Origin of the sequence: Streptomyces sp. NPDC085937 (assembly GCF_044540535.1) — a bacterium.
GTDB lineage: Bacteria > Actinomycetota > Actinomycetes > Streptomycetales > Streptomycetaceae > Streptomyces.
In genome coordinates, this window is record NZ_JBITSH010000009.1 from 98,215 (window position 1) to 117,183 (window position 18,969).

At 72.8% G+C, this 18,969-nt stretch carries 15 protein-coding genes; 7 read left to right on the plus strand and 8 right to left on the minus strand.

Annotated features, from left to right (window positions below):
• The first annotated feature begins 55 nt into the window (after positions 1 to 55).
• A complete protein-coding gene (locus ACIF8S_RS20140; protein WP_400000512.1) occupies positions 56 to 1,099 on the plus strand; it encodes a saccharopine dehydrogenase family protein in 1,044 nt (347 codons plus the stop codon).
• A gap of 193 nt (positions 1,100 to 1,292) precedes the next feature.
• On the opposite strand, the gene ACIF8S_RS20145 is transcribed toward ACIF8S_RS20140, so the two are convergent.
• Positions 1,293 to 2,315: an SPFH domain-containing protein gene (locus ACIF8S_RS20145; protein ID WP_400000513.1), complete on the minus strand. Its 1,023-nt coding sequence runs from the start codon at positions 2,313 to 2,315 to the stop codon at positions 1,293 to 1,295.
• 4 nt (positions 2,316 to 2,319) lie between these two features.
• The gene (locus ACIF8S_RS20150; RefSeq protein ID WP_400000515.1) at positions 2,320 to 2,751 is read right to left on the minus strand and encodes an NfeD family protein; all 432 of its coding nucleotides are present in this window, start codon (positions 2,749 to 2,751) and stop codon (positions 2,320 to 2,322) included.
• A 366-nt stretch (positions 2,752 to 3,117) separates the two neighbouring features.
• Between ACIF8S_RS20150 and ACIF8S_RS20155 the strand changes: the two genes are divergently transcribed.
• The 5 genes from ACIF8S_RS20155 to ACIF8S_RS20175 all read left to right on the plus strand — a co-directional run bounded on the left by ACIF8S_RS20155 (position 3,118) and on the right by ACIF8S_RS20175 (position 11,867).
• The gene (locus ACIF8S_RS20155) at positions 3,118 to 4,641 is read left to right on the plus strand and encodes a potassium/proton antiporter (RefSeq protein ID WP_400000517.1); all 1,524 of its coding nucleotides are present in this window, start codon (positions 3,118 to 3,120) and stop codon (positions 4,639 to 4,641) included.
• 312 nt (positions 4,642 to 4,953) lie between these two features.
• Positions 4,954 to 8,877 carry a glycoside hydrolase family 2 TIM barrel-domain containing protein gene (locus ACIF8S_RS20160; protein WP_400000518.1) on the plus strand — a complete coding sequence of 1,308 codons (3,924 nt, stop codon included), beginning with the start codon at positions 4,954 to 4,956 and terminating at the stop codon, positions 8,875 to 8,877.
• Between the two features lie 39 nt (positions 8,878 to 8,916).
• Positions 8,917 to 9,786 (plus strand): DUF72 domain-containing protein, encoded by an 870-nt coding sequence (locus ACIF8S_RS20165; protein ID WP_400000520.1) that lies wholly within the window; start codon positions 8,917 to 8,919, stop codon positions 9,784 to 9,786.
• A gap of 72 nt (positions 9,787 to 9,858) precedes the next feature.
• Positions 9,859 to 11,343, plus strand: coding sequence for an AlkA N-terminal domain-containing protein (locus tag ACIF8S_RS20170; protein WP_400000522.1), 1,485 nt, complete (start codon positions 9,859 to 9,861; stop codon positions 11,341 to 11,343).
• Between the two features lie 41 nt (positions 11,344 to 11,384).
• Positions 11,385 to 11,867 carry a methylated-DNA--[protein]-cysteine S-methyltransferase gene (locus ACIF8S_RS20175; RefSeq protein ID WP_400000523.1) on the plus strand — a complete coding sequence of 161 codons (483 nt, stop codon included), beginning with the start codon at positions 11,385 to 11,387 and terminating at the stop codon, positions 11,865 to 11,867.
• Between the two features lie 38 nt (positions 11,868 to 11,905).
• On the opposite strand, the gene ACIF8S_RS20180 is transcribed toward ACIF8S_RS20175, so the two are convergent.
• The 3 genes from ACIF8S_RS20180 to ACIF8S_RS20190 form a co-directional block, all read right to left on the minus strand.
• Complete coding sequence (locus tag ACIF8S_RS20180; protein WP_400000525.1) at positions 11,906 to 12,631, minus strand: SIR2 family NAD-dependent protein deacylase; 726 nt, start codon at positions 12,629 to 12,631, stop codon at positions 11,906 to 11,908.
• 52 nt (positions 12,632 to 12,683) lie between these two features.
• Entirely contained in the window at positions 12,684 to 13,187 is a 504-nt protein-coding gene (locus ACIF8S_RS20185; protein ID WP_400000527.1) for an NUDIX domain-containing protein, read from the minus strand.
• A 135-nt stretch (positions 13,188 to 13,322) separates the two neighbouring features.
• Complete coding sequence (locus ACIF8S_RS20190; RefSeq protein ID WP_400000786.1) at positions 13,323 to 14,321, minus strand: ADP-ribosylglycohydrolase family protein; 999 nt, start codon at positions 14,319 to 14,321, stop codon at positions 13,323 to 13,325.
• A 328-nt stretch (positions 14,322 to 14,649) separates the two neighbouring features.
• Here ACIF8S_RS20190 and ACIF8S_RS20195 point away from each other — a divergent pair, with 328 nt between their 5' ends.
• On the plus strand, positions 14,650 to 15,750 hold the full coding sequence (locus ACIF8S_RS20195; protein WP_400000788.1) for a glycerate kinase: 1,101 nt from the start codon (positions 14,650 to 14,652) through the stop codon (positions 15,748 to 15,750).
• A gap of 338 nt (positions 15,751 to 16,088) precedes the next feature.
• Here the strand turns inward: ACIF8S_RS20195 and pssA are convergent, their stop codons facing one another.
• From pssA to ACIF8S_RS20210, 3 genes are all read right to left on the minus strand, one after another.
• Positions 16,089 to 16,904, minus strand: a complete 816-nt coding sequence (pssA, locus tag ACIF8S_RS20200) for a CDP-diacylglycerol--serine O-phosphatidyltransferase (protein ID WP_102640756.1) — start codon at positions 16,902 to 16,904, stop codon at positions 16,089 to 16,091.
• 22 nt (positions 16,905 to 16,926) lie between these two features.
• Positions 16,927 to 17,583: a phosphatidylserine decarboxylase gene (locus tag ACIF8S_RS20205; RefSeq protein ID WP_400000528.1), complete on the minus strand. Its 657-nt coding sequence runs from the start codon at positions 17,581 to 17,583 to the stop codon at positions 16,927 to 16,929.
• A gap of 170 nt (positions 17,584 to 17,753) precedes the next feature.
• The gene (locus tag ACIF8S_RS20210) at positions 17,754 to 18,968 is read right to left on the minus strand and encodes an acyl-CoA dehydrogenase family protein (protein WP_400000530.1); all 1,215 of its coding nucleotides are present in this window, start codon (positions 18,966 to 18,968) and stop codon (positions 17,754 to 17,756) included.
• Position 18,969: the final 1 nt, after the last annotated feature.

Below are 18,969 nucleotides of genomic sequence, written 5' to 3' on the forward strand. Positions count from 1 at the left end.
GTCAGGCCGCAGCGATCGACCTCGCGGCGGGCGTGCGCGTACAGGGGAGAGTTTCATGGGGTCAGGTCAGCTGGTGACGGTGTTCGGCGCCTACGGCCACACCGGGCGGTTCGTGGTCGCGGAGCTGGCCGCCCGCGGGTTCGTCCCGGTGCTGTCCGGGCGCAACGTGCGGACCCTGGAGGAGATGGCCCGCGAACACGGGCGGGAGGCCCGCGTGGCGTCGGTCGAGGACCCGGATTCGCTGGAACGGGCCCTGGCGGGCACGGCGGCGGTCATCAACTGCGCCGGCCCCTTCGCGTCGACCACCGGCCCCGTCGTCGAAGCCGCGCTCCGCGCGAGGATCCCCTACCTGGACGTGGCCGCCGAGCTCGAGGCCAACCTCGACACCTTCGCCCGCTACCGCGAGCGGGCCCGGGACGCCGGAGCGGTGATCGTCCCGGCCATGGCCTTCTTCGGCGGCCTCGGCGACCTGCTGACCACCGCGGCGATGGGTGACTGGACCGAGGCCGACGAGGCACACATCGCCTACGCCCTCAGCGACTGGCACCCCACCGCCGGCACCCGGCTCTCGGGCGCGGTCTCCCGCGAGCGGCGCGGCGCCCACCGCCTGCGCTACAGCGGCGGGCGGTGGGAGCGCCGCACCGACGCCCCGCCCACCGTGGAGTGGACCTTCCCGCAACCCGTGGGGCCCCGGCCGGTGATCGCGGAGTTCACGATGGCGGACGTCGTCACCGTCCCCCAGCACCTCCGCATCCCCGAGGTGACCACCTACATGAGCGCCGAGGCGGCCCGAGACGTCGCCGCCCCTCACACCCCGGTCCCGACCGCCGCCGACGAGCGCGGGCGCTCGAGCCAGACCTTCCTCGTCGACGTCGTCGTCCGCTCCGGCGGAGCCGAACGCCGGGCCACGGCCGGTGGACAGGACATCTACGCCGTCACCGCGCCCCTCGTCACCGAGGCCCTCGAGCGCGTCCTGACCGGCCGCACCAGGGCCGTCGGCGTCGTCCCCGCCGGCGAGATCTTCGACGCCCCGGACTTCCTGCACGCGCTCGACCCGCACATCACACTCGACCTGCACCCGCAGGAGCGGAACGCCTGACCCGAGCCGGCCACCGTGCCGGGCGGGTGCCCGCAGCGAGCCTCACGCTCCCGGCCGGCCGTCCGCACAGGATCGGCGCGGTTGCGCACGCGCTCACGGCGTACGGGCACGCGGGCGACGCACGCGGCGGGTGCCAGGTGGCCGGTCCGAACGGGGCCGGCCACCGCTCACGCCGCTGCCCGGCCCCGCTCGTTCAGCCCCGTGGCGGGCGGCCGTCCGCCTCCGCCGCGTCCGCCACCGCCTCGGCGGCGGCCTGTGCCGCCTCGGCCGTGTCGTCGGCCGCCTTCGCCGCGGCCGCGTCGTCGGCGGCGGGCTTCTCCCGGGTGGCCGGTGAGGGCGGCAGCACCTCGCTGAACGCCTTGGAGACACCCTGCAGCGCGCTGGTGATCTCACTCGGGATCACCCAGAAGTTGTTGCCCTGGCCCTGCGCCAGCTGCGGCAGCGCCTGAAGGTACTGGTAGGCGAGGAGCTTGGGGTCGGGGTCGTTGCGGTGGACGGCCTGGAACACCTCGTCGATGGCCCGCGACTGGCCCTCGGCCTCCAGGATCGCGGCGGTCCGGTTGCCCTCCGCGCGCAGCACCGCCGCCTGCTTGTCGCCCTCCGCCGTGAGGATCTGCGACTGGCGCTGCCCCTCGGCGCCCAGGATCGCGGCCCGCTTGTCCCGCTCGGCCCGCATCTGCTTCTGCATGGCCTCCTTGATGGACTGCGGCGGGTCGATCGCCTTGATCTCCACCCGGTTGACCCGCAGCCCCCACTTGCCGGTGGCCTCGTCCAGCACCCCGCGCAGCTGGCTGTTGATGGTGTCCCGGGAGGTGAGGGTCTTCTCCAGGTCCATGGAGCCCACCACGTTGCGCAGCGTGGTGACGGTGAGCTGCTCCACCGCCTGGAGGAAGCTGGCGATCTCGTAGAAGGCCGCCCGCGGGTCGGTGACCTGGAAGTACAGGACGGTGTCGATCTCGACGACCAGGTTGTCCTCGGTGATGACCGGCTGCGGCTTGAAGGAGACCACCTGCTCCCGCAGGTCGATCTGCGGGTGCACCCGGTCGATGTACGGGATGACGAGGTTGAGGCCGGGGTTCAGGGTCTTGTGGTAGCGGCCCAGCCGCTCCACGTTGCGGGCGCGCGCCTGCGGCACGATACGGACCGCGCGGACGACGGTGAAGATCGCGAGGAGCGCGACCAGCAGGCCTGCGATGAGCGAGGCGGAGATGTCCATGGCTTCAGTCCCGTGGGTAGACGATCGCGGTGGCGCCACTGATCTCGATGACGTCGACGGTCGTTCCGGGTGAGATCACCAGCGTTTCGTCGTAACTGCGGGCCGTCCACTCCTCGCCGTCTATGCGGACCCTGCCGCCGGTGCCCGACACGGCCGTCAGCACCTGTGCGGGCTTGCCCACCAGCGCGTCCACACCGAAGCGCGGACCCTGCGGCCGCATCACGTGGCGCAGGGCGAGGGGACGTACGAACACCAGGGTCACAACGGTGAGGACGGCGTAGGCGACCAGCTGGACCCCCAGCGGCATCCCGACGGCGGCGACCCCCGCCGTGACCAGCGCGGCCACGCTCAGCATCCCGAGGGCGGCGGTGAGAGTGAAGATCTCCGCCACGGCCAGCACGGCCGCGACGATCAGCCAGATCAGCCAGGAGTCCATGTCGCGCCTCTTCTCACCCGGGGTGGAGGGCTTCGGCCGGGGCGCCGGCGGTACACAGCGGCGGGAACCGGCACCTTTGCGACCACTTTACCCAGACACGGCCCGGGCGCCGAGATCCGTGCACCGAGCATTCCCGCCGTACATGTCCGGCACGCCTCCAATTGGGTGATGACCCTTATGGCGGCCGCCCGCCCCGCCGGGTGAGGGTTCGAAGAGCCCCCTTGATCCCGTCGACGTCGGCCTCCGCCTGGCGTGTATGTACGCCTGCGCCGCCTCGCCCGGTGTGATCGTGATGCACAGCGCCGACGGCGGGGCCGGGGAGCCGGCGGACCACGGACGGCAGAGGACGGCACGAGGAACCGATTGATGACCTTGCCCGAGCTGTACCTGACGCTGCTCATCGCGGGGACGGTGCTGCTGGCCAGCATCGCCGCCGCCCGTACCGCGCACCGGGTGGGTCTGCCCAGTCTGCTGCTGTTCCTCGCGGTGGGGATCGTGGCCGGTGAGGACGGGCTCGGCCTGCGGTTCGACAACGTGCAGCTGGCCCAGGCGCTCGGCACCGCCGCGCTGGCCGTGATCCTCGTCGAGGGCGGTCTGACCACCCAGTGGAGCGACGTACGGCGGCTGGTCGCGCCTGCCGGTGTGCTGGCCACCCTCGGCGTGGTCGTCTCCGTCGTGGTCACCGCGTCCGGGGCGCACTGGCTGCTCGGCCTGGACTGGAACGTGGCGCTGCTGCTCGGCGCGATCGTCTCCTCGACCGACTCCGCCGCCGTCTTCTCCGTCCTGCGGGCACTGCCCCTGCCGCGGAGACTGACCGGGCTGGTGGAGGCCGAGTCCGGCTTCAACGACGCGCCGACCATCATCCTGGTGCTGGTCTTCTCCACCACCACGAGCGACGTCCCGGCGATCGGTCCCCTCTTCGGCAGCCTGCTGTTCCAGCTCGTGGTCGGCGGCCTGCTGGGCGTCGTGATCGGTCACCTGGGCGCCGTCGCCCTGCGCCACATCGCGCTGCCCGCCACGGGCCTCTACCCGCTGGCCACGGTCGGCTTCGGCATCATCGCCTTCGCCGCCGCCGGGGCGGCCGGTGCGAGCGGCATCATCGCCGCCTACCTGTCCGGTCTGGTCCTCGGCAACTCGCAGCTGCCGCACCGCGCCGCCACCCGGTCCTTCGCCGAGGGTGCCGGCTGGCTGGCCCAGATCGGCCTGTTCGTCATGCTGGGCCTGCTCGTCGACCCCAGCGAGCTGCCCGCCGCGATCCTGCCCGCCCTCGTCGTCGGCCTGGTGCTGCTGCTGGTCGCCCGCCCCATCTCCGTGCTGCTGTGTTTGCTGCCGTTCCGCATCCCCTGGCGGCAGCAGGCGTTCATCTCCTGGGCGGGTCTGCGCGGCGCGGTCCCCATCGTGCTCACCACCTTCCCCGTGGTGGAGGACGTGCCGCACGCCCGCGACATCCTCAACATCGTGTTCGTGCTGGTCGCCCTGTTCACCCTGCTCCAAGGCCCCACCCTGCCCGCCGTCGCCCGGCGCCTCGGCCTGGTGCGTGGCGACGCGCTGCGCGAGATCCAGGTGGAGGCGGCGCCGCTGGACGTCCTGGACGCCGACCTGCTCACGGTGAGCATCCCGGAGGGCTCCCAGCTGCACGGCGTGGCCGTCTTCGAACTGCGGCTGCCGCCCCCGACCGTCATCACGCTGATCGTCCGGGACGGCACCACGCTGGTGCCGGACCGCGACACGGTGCTGCGCGCCGGGGACGAACTGCTGCTCATCGCCACTCCGGAGACCCGCGATGACGCCGAACGCCGGCTGCGGGCCATCGGCCGGCGCGGCAAGCTCGCCCGCTGGCTGGGCGAGCACGGCACGCCGGAACCGGAAGGCACGACCACCGGCAGCTGACGGGACGCCGGCCGCATCCCCTTCCGGACGACCGCGCGCCAGACCCCGGCGCGTACAGACTGTGGCGCGTCCCAGCCATGACGCGTCCGGCCGTCGACGGGTGCGGAACCACCACTACCGCACAGAGTCCGACGGCATCATTGCTTCGTTTGTGTGCGAGTCCTAGGGTATGGCGGGCCCAGTAGTCGCACCGTCACCACCCGTCGTGGTTCTCCCCCGGCGTGACGTCGCCGCCGTGCCGCCGCGCCGTCGGGGGATCCGACGCGCCCTCAGTCCGTGCAGTGCCCTGTCGAACCGAGGAAGGCCACGGTCATGCCGCACCCGCACGTGTCTCCCGCCGCAGGTCCCGCCCGCCCCGGGCGGCCGGTCGTCAGCCGCCGCCGTCTCCTGGAGTCCGGCGCCGCCGCGCTCGGCGCCCTCGCCCTGTCCGCCCCGTCCGGCGCCGCGCATGCGGCCGGCCCGCGCCCGCTGCCGGACGACGGCCCTCCGGAGTGGAACGACTTCGGCGTCTTCCGGGTCGGCACCGAAGCCCCGCACACCACCCTCATGCCGTACGCCGGTGTCCCCCAGGCCCTCGCCGCCGACCGCACCCGCTCCCCGTACCGGCTCGACCTCGACGGCACCTGGAAGTTCGCCTACGCGGACCGCCCGGAGGACCGGGACCCCGGCTTCCACCGCACCGACACCGACGACCGCGGCTGGGACACCATCCCCGTCCCGTCGGTGTGGCAGCTGCACGGCCACGACTTCCCGGTCTACCTGAACATCACCTACCCCTACTGGGGCCCCAACGGCCAGGGCGAGGAGCCGCAGCCGCCCGCCGCGCCCACCCGCTACAACCCGGTGGGCCAGTACCGCCGCACGTTCACCGTCCCGCGCGACTGGCGGGGCCGCCGCGTCTTCCTGCACTTCGAAGGCGTCAAGTCCGCGCACTACGTGTGGATCAACGGCGAGCTCGTCGGCTACGACGAGGACTCCTACACGCCCTCCGAGTACGACGTCACCGACCACCTCCGCCCGGGTACCAACCAGATCGCGGTGGAGGTGTACCGCTACTCCGACGGCGACTGGCTGGAGGACCAGGACATGATCCGGCTGAGCGGCATCTTCCGCTCGGTTTTCCTGTACTCCACCCCACCGGTCCACCTGCGTGACTTCAAGCTGGAGACGCCGCTGGACGACACGTACACCTCCGCCGAGCTGGACGTCACCGCGCACGTGCGGGCGTACGGCGACGGCGCGGACGGCGGCGGCCGGTACACCGTCGAGACGCAGCTGTACGACGCGCGCGGGCACGCCGTGTGGTCCCGGCCGCTGCGGCGGACCGCCGACCTGGGGTCCGTGGAAACCGGCCGGGACGTCACCGTGCGGGCGTCGCGGGCGGTGCTTGAGCCGCGGCTGTGGTCGGCGGAGGACCCGTACCTCTACACGGCCGTCCTCCAGCTCCGTGACCCGGCCGGCACGGTCGTCGAGACCCTCTCCCACCGCGTGGGATTCCGGGAGTTCGCCCTCAAGGACGGGCTGATGCGGATCAACGGCCGTCCCGTGTCCTTCCGCGGCACCAACCGCCACGAGATGCACCCGGCCCGCGGCACCGCCCTCACCCGCGAGGACATGGTCCGGGACATCACCCTCGTCAAGCGCATGAACATGAACTCCGTCCGCACCTCGCACTACCCCGACAACCCGCTCTGGTACGAACTCGCCGACGCGTACGGCCTCTACCTCGTCGACGAGACCAACCTCGAGACCCACGGCATCCGCGACCGCTACCCGGGCGACCACCCCGACTGGACCGCCGCCTGCGTCGCCCGCGCCCAGAACATGGTCCACCGCGACAAGAACCACCCCTCGGTGGTCATCTGGTCGCTCGGCAACGAGGCGGGCGGCGGCTCCACCTTCACCGCCATGCACGACTGGATCCGCTCCTACGACACCACCCGCGTCATCCAGTACGAGGGCGACGACCGGCCCGGCGTCAGCGACATCCGCTCCCGCATGTACGAGAGCCCCGCCCGCGTGGAACAGCGTGCCCGGGACACCGCCGACACACGGCCGTACGTGATGATCGAGTACTCCCACGCCATGGGGAACTCCAACGGCAACTTCAAGAAGTACTGGGACGTGGTGCGCCGCCACGACGTCCTCCAGGGCGGCTGGATCTGGGACTTCGCCGACCAGTCCCTGCACACCCCCGTGCCCGGCCGCACCCTGCTCACCGAGTCGGGACCCGCGGCGCTGCGCGGCGAGATCCTCGCCACCCGCGGCCGCCTCGACCGCGACAAGGGCCTGTCCGGCATCACCGTCTTCGAACGGCACGACAGCCTGGACCTCACCGGCTCCCTCACGCTGGAGGCGTGGTTCACACCGGGCGTGCCCGGCTACCACCAGCCGATCGTCGCCAAGGGCGACACCCAGTACGCCCTCAAACAGACCGACCGCAGGGTGGAGTTCTTCATCCACTCCGGCGGCGAGTGGATCGCCGTCAACTGGACCGTGCCGGACGACTGGAGCGGCAGGGAGCACCACGTCGCGGGCGTCTTCGACGCCGACGCGGGCACCCTCACCCTGCACGTCGACGGTGCCGTCCGCGCCACCCGCACCACCGACCGCCGGCCCACCGGCAACACGGCGCCGCTGTCCCTGGCCTCCGACGCGGACAACCAGACGCGGGAGTTCGACGGCACGATCCGCCGCGCCCGGGTCTACGCCCGCGCCCTCACCGCCGCCGAACTGGCCTCCGAGGAGCGGGCACCCGGCGACGACGGCGTGCGCTTCTGGTTCGACGCCGCCACGGTGAGGACCGAGCGCAAGCGCCCCGAGGCCAGGACCTTCCTCGCGTACGGCGGTGACTGGGGCGACAACCCCAACGACGGCGCCTTCGTCGCGGACGGCATCCTCACCGCCGACCGCGGGCTCACCGGCAAGGCCGCCGAGGTCAAACGCGTCCACCAGGCGATCGGCGCCGCCCGCACACCGGGCGGCGGCCCGGGCGCCGTCACGCTCACCAACGAGTACCTGTTCACCAACGTCCGTGACGTCGACGGACGGTGGGAGCTGGTCGCCGACGGTGAGGTGATCGGAGGCGGACGGCTCACCCGCGACCAGCTCGACGTGGCGCCGCTGTCCGAGAAGTCCGTCGAGCTGCCCGTGCGCCTGCCCCGGAACCCGGCCCCGGGCACGGAGTTCTTCCTCCAGCTGTCCTTCACCACCCGGGAGCGCACCCCCTGGGCCGAGGCCGGCTTCGAGGTGGCCCGGCACCAGCTCCCGCTCGACGCCGGCAGCCCCGCCGTGGTCCCGGCGCCCCTCGCGGAAGTCCCCGTGCTGCGGCACGAGGTGAGCGAGGAGGACATCCGGATCACCGGCCGGGGCTTCTCCGTCACCGTCGACCGGCGCACCGGCCTCCTCACCGACTACCGGGCGGGCGGCACCCGCCTGCTCACCTCCGGTCCGGTGCCCAACTTCTGGCGGGCGCCCACCGACAACGACCGGGGCAACGGCCAGCACCTGCGCAACGGAACCTGGCGCGACGCGGGCGCGCGGCGCACGGTCACCGGCGTCACCGTACGGACGCTCGACGACCGGGCCGTCGAGATCCGCGTCATCGGCACCCTCCCCACCACCGTCGAGTCCGCGTACTCCACCACGTACACGGTCTTCGGCCACGGCGAGATCAAGGTGGACAACACCCTCCACCCGGGCGCCGCGACCCTGCCCTACCTCCCCGAGGTCGGCACGCTGCTGTTCCTGCCCCGCCGCCTGGACCGCCTGCACTACTACGGGCGCGGCCCCGAGGAGAACCACTGGGACCGCAACACCGGCACCGACGTGGGACGTTACGCCTCGACGGTGGCCGACCAGTGGACGCCGTACATCCGCCCCCAGGAGAACGGCAACAAGACCGACGTCCGCTGGGCCGCCCTGACCGGCCGAGACGGACGCGGGCTGCTGGTGTCCGGCGAACCCCTCCTGGAGATCAACGCCTCGCACTTCACCCCGGAGGACCTGTCCGCCGGAGTCCGCCACGACTACCAGCTCACCCCGCGCGACGCGGTCGTACTGCGGGTCAACCACCGGCAGATGGGCGTGGGCGGCGACGACAGCTGGGGCGCGCACACCCACGACGAGTTCAAGCTCCTCGCGGACCGCGACCACGCCTATACCTACCGGCTGCGCCCGCTCACCGACGTGGACCGGGCGCACGCCCTCTCCCGCCGGCCCACGGCCACCGAATAGCCGGGCACACTAATGGGAGCCCGGGGTAACCGGGCTCCCATGGGTGACATCCTGGTCGGCGCCTGCTCGTGGACGGACCGCCAACTCCTCGCGAGCGGCTGGTATCCCCGCGGACGGCGCGACGCCGAAGGGCGGCTGCGGCACTACGCGGAGCGCCTGCCGGTCGTCGAAGTCGACTCCGGCTACTACGCGTTGCCGCGCCGCCGCAACAGCGAGCTGTGGGTCGAGCGCACCCCGGACGGGTTCCGCTTCGACGTGAAGGCGTTCTCCCTGCTCACCGGCCACCCCACCCGCCCGGAGGCGCTTCCGGCAGACCTGCGCGGGCGGGTACCCGCGCGGGGGCCGGTGGACCCCGCCCTGCTCGACGAGGTGTGGGGCCGCTTCGCCGAGGCGGTCGACCCCCTGCGGACGGCCGGACGGCTGGGCGCCGTGCTGTTCCAGTTCCCGCCCTGGTTCACCCCCGGCTCCCCGGCCGAACGCTTCCTGGAGGACTGCGCGGAACGCACCAAGGGCTGGCCCCTCGCCGTCGAGTTCCGCCACCCCGCCTGGTGGCACCCCGGACAAGCGGACGCCACCTGGGAGTTGCTGGCCTCCCTGGGCGCCACGACGGTCGGCGTCGACATGGCCCAGGGCCTCACCGCCTCCCTGCCGCCCCTGCTTCCCGTCACCCGCCCCGCCCTGGCGGTCGTACGGTTCCACGGCCGCAGCGGGGCGTGGGGGAGGGGCAGCAAGGAGGACCGCTTCCGCCACGACTACGACGTCACGGAACTCGCCGCCTGGGTGCCGCGCCTGCGCCGCGCGGCACGGCGGACGGACGAACTGCACGTGCTGTTCAACAACTGCTGCGGCGACGCGGCGGTACGGGCTGCGGAAACGATGCGGGAGCTTCTGGCGGCCCCCGCCGAGTAGGCCCGTACGCGCCCCGACCTGCATGTCGGATTCCCGCCAGACCGCCACGCCGCCGTAACCGATCCTGGAGACATGCACCAGGGGATGTACACCGACACCGAGCGCTGCGTACGCGCCGTGCGGTCGAAGGACGCACGGTTCGACGGCTGGTTCTACACCGCCGTCCTGACCACCGGCATCTACTGCCGCCCCAGCTGCCCGGTCGTCCCGCCCAAGCCGGAGAACATGGTGTTCCACCCGAGCGCGGCCGCCTGCCAGCAGGCCGGGTTCCGGGCGTGCAAGCGCTGCCGCCCCGACACCAGCCCCGGCTCCCCGGAGTGGAACGTGCGGGCCGACCTCGTGGCCCGCGCCATGCGGCTGATCGCCGACGGCGTCGTCGACCGCGAGGGCGTCACCGGACTCGCCGCCCGCCTCGGCTACAGCACCCGGCAGATCGAACGCCAGCTGTACGCCGAGCTGGGCGCGGGACCCCTCGCCCTGGCCCGCGCCCAGCGCGCGCAGACCGCGCGGACGCTCGTCGAGACGACGGACCTGCCCATGGCGGACGTCGCCTTCGCGGCCGGCTTCTCCTCCGTGCGCACCTTCAACGACACCGTGCGCGAGGTGTACGCGCTCACCCCCAGCGAGCTCCGCGCCCGGACCCCGCGGGACACCGCGCGCCGCGACACCCCGGGCACGCTCTCCCTGCGCCTGCCGTTCCGCGCCCCGCTCAACCCCGACAACCTCTTCGGCCACCTCGCCGCGACCGCCGTGCCCGGCGTGGAGGAATGGCGGGACGGCGCCTACCGGCGCACCCTGCGGCTCCCCTACGGCCACGGCATCATGACGCTGGCGCCGCGCCCCGACCACATCGCCTGCCGGCTCGCCCTCGGCGACCCCCGCGACCTCACCGTCGCCATCAGCCGCTGCCGCCGCCTCCTCGACCTCGACGCCGACCCGGTCGCCGTCGACGAGCAGCTGCGGACCGACCCCGCGCTCGCGCCCCTCGTCGACAAGGCGCCCGGCCGCCGGGTGCCGCGCACGGTCGACGAGGCGGAGTTCGCCGTCCGCGCGGTCCTCGGCCAGCAGGTGTCCACGGCCGCCGCCCGCACCCACGCGGCCCGCCTGGTCACCGCGCACGGCACCCCCGTCGACGACCCCGAGGGCGGCCTCACCCACCTCTTCCCGACGCCGGAGCACCTGGCCGCGCTCGACCCGGACGCCCTCGCCATGCCCCGCACCCGCCGCACCACCCTGACCACGCTGGTCCGCCGGCTCGCGGACGGTGACCTCCGCCTGGGCGCCGACAGCGACTGGCCGGAGACCCGCGCCGCGCTCCTCGCCCTTCCCGGCTTCGGCCCCTGGACGGCCGACGTCATCGCCATGCGCGCCCTCGGCGACCCCGACGCCTTCCTCCCCACCGACCTCGGCGTCCGCCGCGCCGCCCGCGACCTGGGCCTGCCCGCCACCCCGTCCGCCCTCACCGCCCGCGCGGCGGCCTGGCGCCCCTGGCGCGCCTACGCCGTCCAGTACCTCTGGGCGACCGACAGCCACCCGATCAACTTCCTGCCGGCCTGACCGGCGGAGGACTCACAGCCGAGGCGGAGAACACACAGCCGATGAGACAGCACACCGTGACCGACAGCCCCTACGGGCCCCTGACCCTCGTCGCCGACGACGGCGTCCTGTGCGGCCTCTACATGACCGGCCAGCGGCACCGCCCGGCCGAGGAGACCTTCGGCGCCCCCGACGACACCCCCTTCGCCGAGACGACCGAGCAGCTCGCCGCCTACTTCGCGGGTGAGCTGAAGGAGTTCACCGTCCCCCTGCGCCTGCACGGCACCCCGTTCCAGCGCCGGGTGTGGGGACAGCTGACGCGCATCCCCTACGGCGAGACCTCCACCTACGGCCGGCTCGCCGACCTCCTGGGCAACCCCAAGGCCTCCCGCGCGGTCGGACTCGCCAACGGCCGCAACCCGGTCGGCATCATCGTGCCGTGCCACCGGGTCGTCGGCTCCACCGGCGGCCTCACCGGCTACGGCGGCGGCCTGGACCGCAAGCGGCGCCTGCTCGACTTCGAACGAGGGACGGCCCTGTTCTGAACGCGGGACGGCCCTGTTTCAGAAAGACGGGCCCGGCTCTAGGCGGCGATCCGGCGCAGCAACGCCGGCAAAGCCGTGCCGATCGGCTCGTTGAGGACCTCGTCGGCGAGGGCGTCGTACGGGGTCGGCTCGGCGTTGACGACGATCAGGCGGGCGCCGTGGTCGACGGCGACCTGTGCGAGGCCGGCGGCCGGATGGACCTGGAGGCTGGTGCCGGCCGCGACGAACACCGTGCACGCCTTGGTGATCGCCACCGCCTCGCCGAGCACCACCGGGTCGAGCGCCTCGCCGAACATCACCGTCGCCGGCTTGAGGATGCCCCCGCAGTCCGCGCACGGCGGGTCCTGCTCGCCGGCCGACAGACGGGCCAGGGCGTCCTCCATCGGCGTCCGCGCACGGCACGTGGTGCAGACGACGGTGCGCGCCGTGCCGTGCAGTTCCAGCACCTTGCGGTCCGGCATGCCGCCGAGCTGGTGCAGTCCGTCCACGTTCTGCGTGATCACCCGCACCGCCACCCCGGACCGCGCCAGCTCGGCCACGGCGCGGTGGGCGACGTTCGGCTCGGGCAGCGCGGCGAAGTTCTCCTGCCGCATCCGCCACGACCGGCGGCGGATCTCCGGATCGGCCATGTAGTACTCGTACGTCACGAGCTTCTCGGCGTCCGGGTCGCGGCGCCACAGCCCGGCGGGCCCGCGGTAGTCGGGGATGCCGGAGTCGGTGCTGACGCCGGCGCCGGTCAGGAGGGCGACGAGGGGCTTGCTCATGCGGCGAGGGTAGGGCGGCCGGGTCGCGCCCGGCCAGCGGATTACGGGCGGGTCAGTGCACCCGGTGCCCGTCCTCCAGCTCGGCCGTGCCCGAGCCGTCGGCGAGCACGTCGAGACCGGCCAGCACCCGGCGGCCGAGCGAGCCCGGCAGGTGTGCGGTGATCTCCGCGCGCTCCACCAGCCGCCACGACAGCAGCTCCTCCTCCTGGAGCCGGATCGCCCGCAGCTCGTCCGCGCCGAGCACACCGCCGTCGTACAGGTACGCCACCAGCGGCGGCACGCCCGGCGTCCGCACCCAGTCCACCGCGAGGAGCCGGCCGAGCTCACGGTCCAGGCCGATCTCCTCGGCCGTCTCCCGGCGCGCCCCGTCGCGCGGGCTCTCCCCGTCGTCCGACTCGACGGTGCCGCCGGGCAGTGCCCACCCCTCCCGGTAGTTCGGCTCGACGAGCAGCACCCGCCCCTCCTCGTCGCGGAAGAGCGCGGCGGCCCCGGCGAGAACACGGGGGAGGGAGGCGATGTAACCGGCGAAGTCCTGGGTCTCTTGCGTGGTGGTCATGCGGGAAGGGTAACGGCGCCGACAAACCCCGCCGGGGCGGTCGCCACCTGCCCGGACGGCGCACGGCAGCACACGCCGTCCCCTGATCGACACGGCGGGCGCACACGCCGGAGCACGGCCGACGCCGGCAGGGGCTCAGGCCTCCGCCTGCGCCAGCCGCAGCGTCCGCTCCGCCAGCTCGCTGATCCGCACCCCGTCGAAGCCGAAGACCGCGCTGCGCACGGTGTCCTCCAGCGGCTCCTTCCACTGCTCCGGCACGGCCGCCGCGCCGCACATCACGCCGGCCACCGAACCGGCCGTCGCGCCGTTGGAGTCGGTGTCCAGACCGCCCCGCACCGTCAGCGCCACGGTCCGGGAGAAGTCGCCGTCGCCGTACAGCAGACCGGCGGTGAGCACGGCGGCGTTCGGAACCGTGTGGATCCAGCCGAGGCCCGCCGTCTCCTCCTCCAGCGTGGTGAGCGTGTCCTCCCAGGACAGCCCGCTCCCGTGCAGGGACGTCACCCGGCGCACGGTGCGGGCCAGCCGGCTGCTCGCCGGGATCACCGTCAGCGCCGCGTCCACCGCGTGGCGCACGGTCGGCGCCGTGAACGCCGCCGCGATCAGCGCCGCCGCCCACATCGCGCCGTACACGCCGTTGCCCGTGTGGGACAGCACGGCGTCCTTGCGGGCCAGCGCGGCGGCCCGGCGCGGGGCGCCCGGCGAGGTCCAGCCGTGCACGTCGGCGCGGATCAGCGCGCCGATCCACTCCTGGTACGGATTCTCGTACGTCGCCGTCAGCGGCGGCTTCAGACCGCCCGCGAGGTTCCGGTACGCCGCGCGCTCCGCGGTGAACGTCTGGAGGTACGGCAGCCGCAGCAGCCACAGGTCGCCGACCTGCTCGGTGCTGAAACCGAAGCCGTGGGTCTCCAGCAGGTGCAGGCCCAGGATCGCGTAGTCGACGTCGTCGTCCCGGCAGCTGCCGTGCACCCGGCCCCGCACGCAGTACCGCCACTCCGGGCGCAGCGCCCGCTCCTCCTCCGCCGTCGGAGGCTCCGGCAGGTAGTCGGTGAGCGGCAGGGCGTCCGTCGCCCGCAGATAGCGGTCGATGCGGTCCCGCGTCCACACCTCGCCCTGCTCCACCGGCTTGCCGAGCATGTTGCCGGCGATCCGGCCCAGCCAGCCGCCGAGGATCCGGTCGGCGAGTCCTGGCCCGTCGGTCGCGTCGGTCGCGTCGGTCGCGTCGGTCGCGTCGGGCCCGTCGGTCGTGGCGGTCATGGGACCGGTCTACCCGTTTCCGGGCGGTTGTGCGCGTGACCGGTCCACGGGCCGGTCGGGGCATGACGGGCACGGCGTGCGGCGGTTAGGGTCGCAGCGGCGCGACTGGCCCCGGCACGCACGCGTGCGCGGGGCCCGATGAGCGAGGGGAAGGCAAGTGGCGGACGCTGCAGGAAGCGGTACGCGTACGACGCCGTCGGCACAGCGGGTGCTGGTCGCCGCGGACAAGTTCAAGGGGTCGCTGACGGCCGTGGAGGTCGCCGAGCGGGTCACGGCCGGGCTGCGCAGGGTCCGGGCGGACCTCGAGGTCGAGGCGCTGCCGGTGGCCGACGGCGGCGACGGCACCGTCGCGGCGGCCGTGGCGGCCGGGTTCGCACGGCACGAGGTCCGGGTCCGCGGCCCGCTCGGCGACGAGGTGACCGCGGGCTACGCGCTGCGGGACGGCACCGCCGTCGTGGAGATGGCGGAGGCCAGCGGGCTGCAGCGGCTGCCCGACGGGGTCCTCGCGCCGCTCACCGCCTCGACGTACGGCTCCGGGGAGCTGCTGCGGGCCGCGCTGGACGCGGGTGCGCGGACCATCGTGTTCGGCGTCGGCGGCAGCGCGACGACCGACGGCGGGGCGGGGATGCTGGCGGCCTTGGGCGCGCTGTTCCTGACGGCGTCGGGCGAGCCCGTGGGGCCCGGTGGCGGGGCGCTGGCCGAGCTGGCGTCGGCCGACCTGTCCGGTCTCGACCCGCGGCTCGCGTCCGTGGAGTTCGTGCTGGCCAGCGACGTCGACAACCCGCTCACCGGGCCGAAGGGCGCGGCGGCGGTGTACGGGCCGCAGAAGGGTGCCTCGCCGGAGGACGTGGAGCGGCTGGACGCGGCACTGGCGCACTACGTGAAGGTGCTGGACGCCTCCGCGCACGCGGGGTCGCCGGGGGCGGGCGCCGCGGGCGGCATCGGCTTCGGGGCGCTGCTGGTGGGGGCGCGGTTCCGGCCGGGCATCGAGGTGATGCTGGACGTGCTGGGGTTCGCCTCCGCGCTGGAGCGGGCGGATCTGGTGATCACGGGGGAGGGGTCGCTGGACGAGCAGACGCTGCACGGGAAGGCGCCGGCGGGGGTGGCCTCGGCGGCGCGGGCGGCGGGGAAGGACGTGATCGCGGTGTGCGGACGGCTGGCGTTGCCGCCGGAGGCGTTGGGGCGGGCCGGTATCCGGCGGGCGTACGCCCTGACGGACGTGGAGCCGGACGTGGCGAAGTGCATCGCCGATGCGGGGCCGATCCTTGAGCGGACGGCAGAGCGGATCGCCCAGGACTACCTGTCCTGACCGACGGGGTTTCCTCGCCCCCGCCGCCCCTTCCCGTCCCGACCCTGGGGCTGCGCCCCAGACCCCCTTGTCGGCCCTGACGGGCCTCGTCCTCAAACGCCGGACGGGCTGGGGGTGCCGGCCCGGGCCGGCACCCCCAGCACTATCGGCGGAGCTGGGCGGCCACTGCTGCGACACCCGTAACGGGTGGTGGGTGGGCGAAGGCCGGGGGCCGGGGGGGCGGAGCCCCCGGGCGGTGCCTGGGGAACGCCCGAGTCGGGTGGGCGGGTGGGCAAAAAAGAACCGGGGTCCGGACCCACAGCTGGGTCCGGACCCCGGAAAAACTCGCGCGCCGTGCGCTACGGCAGCTGCGCCGCCCGCGCCTCGCGACGGTTGTCGCGGAAGTTGTTCACCCGCCGTGCCGTGGCGAAGAGCGGAATCACCGCGCCCATCACCAGCTGCAGTGCACACCCCGTCTGCAGCAGCAGCTGACCGCTCGGCGCGTCGAACGCCCACGCCGCCAGCAGCCCCATCGACAGCACGATCCACGAGAGCATCGCCACCGCGAGGCGGCCCCGCGGCTTCGGGTACTCCACGCGGCTCACCATCAGCCACGCCGTGCCGATGATCGCCAGCAGGGTCGCCACGAACGGCAGCTCCAGCAGCACGATCGACACGACCGTCAGCGCCCCGAACGGCGACGGCATGCCCTGGAAGGTGCCGTCCTTCACCGTGACGCAGGAGAACCTCGCCAGCCTCAGCACCACCGCCAGCAGCACCACGATCGCGCCGACCGCGGCCACTCTCTGGTGCGCGTCGTCCGCGACCATGCCGTAGACGAGGACGAAGTACGCCGGCGCCAGGCCGAAGCTGATCAGGTCCGAGAGGTTGTCCAGCTCGGCACCCATCGGCGAGGAGCGCAGCTTGCGCGCCACCAGGCCGTCGAACAGGTCGAAGACCGCCGCGCACAGCATCAGGATGACCGCGGTGGCCGCGCTGTGGCGGGCCATGCCGGTCTCCTGGCTGCCCTGCAGATGGGGGATCAGGATGCCGGTGGTGGTGAAGTACACCGCCATGAAGCCGCACGTGGCGTTGCCCAGCGTGAGGGTGTCCGCTATCGACAGGCGCAGCGACAGAGGCATCTCCTCGTCGTCGTCCTCGTCGGCCTCCGGCACCCAGCCGGCCTGGGTCTCTGGATCAACCACGGTCAATGCGAGTCACCCCAGCCACGGTCTTCTGACCCACTTCGACATCGACCTCCACACCCTCGGGCAGGTAGATGTCGACGCGCGAGCCGAAGCGGATCAGGCCGATGCGCTCGCCCTGCTCGACCTTGCTGCCCTGCGGCACGTAGGGGACGATGCGGCGGGCCACCGCGCCGGCGATCTGGATCATCTCGATGTCGCCGAGCTCGGTGTCGAAGTGCCACACCACGCGCTCGTTGTTCTCGCTCTCCTTGTTGAAGGCGGGAACGAAGCCACCGGGGATGTGCTCCACGGACGTCACGGTGCCGGCCAGGGGGGCGCGGTTCACGTGGACGTTGAGCGGGCTCATGAAGATCGCGACGCGGGTGCGCCCGTCCTTCCAGGGCATGATGCTCTGCACCACACCGTCGGCCGGGGAGATGACGCGGCCCTGGGCGATCTCGCGCTCGGGGTCGCGGAAGAACCACAGCATCCCCGCCGCGAGCGCGGTGGCGGGGACGGCGACGGCCTTGGCGGCGCCCGAGCGGCGGGCGCGGAGCAGGCTCACGGCTGCGGTGGCGACGGTCGGCAGAAGCCACGGCGAGGCTCCGCGCGCGAGGCGTACGCCGGCGAGGCTGTCGCGGTGTGCAGAGGTTTGGCTGTGGGGCATGGATGACCTTCGTAGCGGATGATGCCGCGCAACTGCGGGGGACGGCGGCTTTCCGGCGATCGTAGCGGCTCCCGGCCGCAACTGGGTAAGCCAGGCAACCAAGTCGGCGGCTGAAGAGTGCATACGGGGTGTGATCCTCTTCCTCAAGAAAACACCCCGTATCCGGACATCTATCCCTGGAATCGATACTCTTCGAGCAGTCGGCGGCCGATGATCATTTTCTGGATCTCGGCGGTGCCCTCACCGATCAGCAGCATCGGTGCCTCCCGGTAGAGGCGCTCGATCTCGTACTCCTTGGAGAAGCCGTAGCCGCCGTGGATCCGGAAGGCGTCCTCCACGACCTCCTTGCAGTACTCGGAGGCGAGGTACTTCGCCATCCCTGCCTCAAGGTCGTTTCGCTCCCCGGAGTCCTTTTTGCGTGCTGCGTTGACCATCATGGCATGCGCGGCCTCCACCTTGGTAGCCATCTCCGCCAGCTTGAACTGGATGGCCTGGTGTTCGGCGATCGGCTTGCCGAAAGTGTGACGCTGCTGGGCGTACTGGACACCGAGCTCGAAGGCACGCTGAGCGACGCCGCAGCCACGTGCCGCGACGTTCACGCGGCCGACCTCGACCCCGTCCATCATTTGGTAAAAACCTCGGCCGGTGACGCCGCCGAGCACCCGATCGGCGGGAACGCGCAGGCCGTCCATGATGAGCTCGGTCGTGTCGACGCCCTTGTAGCCCATCTTGTCGATCTTGCCGGGGATGGTCAGGCCCGGACGGACCTCGCCGAAGCCCGGCTCCTTCTCCACCAGGAAGGTGGTCATCGACTTGTGCGGCTTGGCGGCTGCCTCTTCAGGGGAGTGTCCTTCGTCACTTCGCACCAGAACGGCCACCAGGGACGACGTTCCGCCGTTCGTCAGCCACATCTTCTGGCCGTTGAGGACGTACTCGTCACCGTCCTTCACCGCCTTGGAGGTGATGGCCGACACGTCGGAGCCGAGGCCCGGCTCGGACATCGAGAAGGCGCCGCGGATGTCGCCGGCCGCCATCCGGGGCAGGAAGTGGTCCTTCTGCTCCTGCGTGCCGTGCTGCTTGAGCATGTACGCCACGATGAAGTGCGTGTTGATGATGCCGGAGACCGACATCCAGCCGCGGGCGATCTCCTCCACGCACAGCGCGTACGTGAGGAGGGACTCGCCCAGACCCCCGTACTCCTCGGGGATCATCAGACCGAACAGGCCCAATTCCCTGAGCCCGTCGACGATCTGCTGCGGGTACTCGTCGCGGTGCTCCAGCTCGGTCGCGACCGGGATGATCTCCTTGTCCACGAAGCCCCGGACGGTGGAGAGGATCTCCTGCTGGACGTCGGTCAGACCGGCGGTCTGGGCGAGACGGGCCATC

What these genes read in the sequence shown, in the direction of transcription:
- ACIF8S_RS20140 (WP_400000512.1), top strand. Translation starts at nt 56, where the DNA reads ATGGGGTCAGGTCAGCTGGTGACGGTGTTCGGCGCCTACGGCCACACC.
- ACIF8S_RS20170 (WP_400000522.1), top strand. Translation starts at nt 9,859, where the DNA reads ATGCACCAGGGGATGTACACCGACACCGAGCGCTGCGTACGCGCCGTG.
- ACIF8S_RS20160 (WP_400000518.1), top strand. Translation starts at nt 4,954, where the DNA reads ATGCCGCACCCGCACGTGTCTCCCGCCGCAGGTCCCGCCCGCCCCGGG.
- ACIF8S_RS20155 (WP_400000517.1), top strand. Translation starts at nt 3,118, where the DNA reads ATGACCTTGCCCGAGCTGTACCTGACGCTGCTCATCGCGGGGACGGTG.
- ACIF8S_RS20165 (WP_400000520.1), top strand. Translation starts at nt 8,917, where the DNA reads ATGGGTGACATCCTGGTCGGCGCCTGCTCGTGGACGGACCGCCAACTC.
- ACIF8S_RS20145 (WP_400000513.1), bottom strand. Translation starts at nt 2,315, where the DNA reads ATGGACATCTCCGCCTCGCTCATCGCAGGCCTGCTGGTCGCGCTCCTC.
- ACIF8S_RS20150 (WP_400000515.1), bottom strand. Translation starts at nt 2,751, where the DNA reads ATGGACTCCTGGCTGATCTGGCTGATCGTCGCGGCCGTGCTGGCCGTG.
- ACIF8S_RS20180 (WP_400000525.1), bottom strand. Translation starts at nt 12,631, where the DNA reads ATGAGCAAGCCCCTCGTCGCCCTCCTGACCGGCGCCGGCGTCAGCACC.
- ACIF8S_RS20205 (WP_400000528.1), bottom strand. Translation starts at nt 17,583, where the DNA reads ATGCCCCACAGCCAAACCTCTGCACACCGCGACAGCCTCGCCGGCGTA.
- ACIF8S_RS20185 (WP_400000527.1), bottom strand. Translation starts at nt 13,187, where the DNA reads ATGACCACCACGCAAGAGACCCAGGACTTCGCCGGTTACATCGCCTCC.
- ACIF8S_RS20210 (WP_400000530.1), bottom strand. Translation starts at nt 18,968, where the DNA reads ATGGCCCGTCTCGCCCAGACCGCCGGTCTGACCGACGTCCAGCAGGAG.
- ACIF8S_RS20175 (WP_400000523.1), top strand. Translation starts at nt 11,385, where the DNA reads ATGAGACAGCACACCGTGACCGACAGCCCCTACGGGCCCCTGACCCTC.
- ACIF8S_RS20190 (WP_400000786.1), bottom strand. Translation starts at nt 14,321, where the DNA reads ATGCTCGGCAAGCCGGTGGAGCAGGGCGAGGTGTGGACGCGGGACCGC.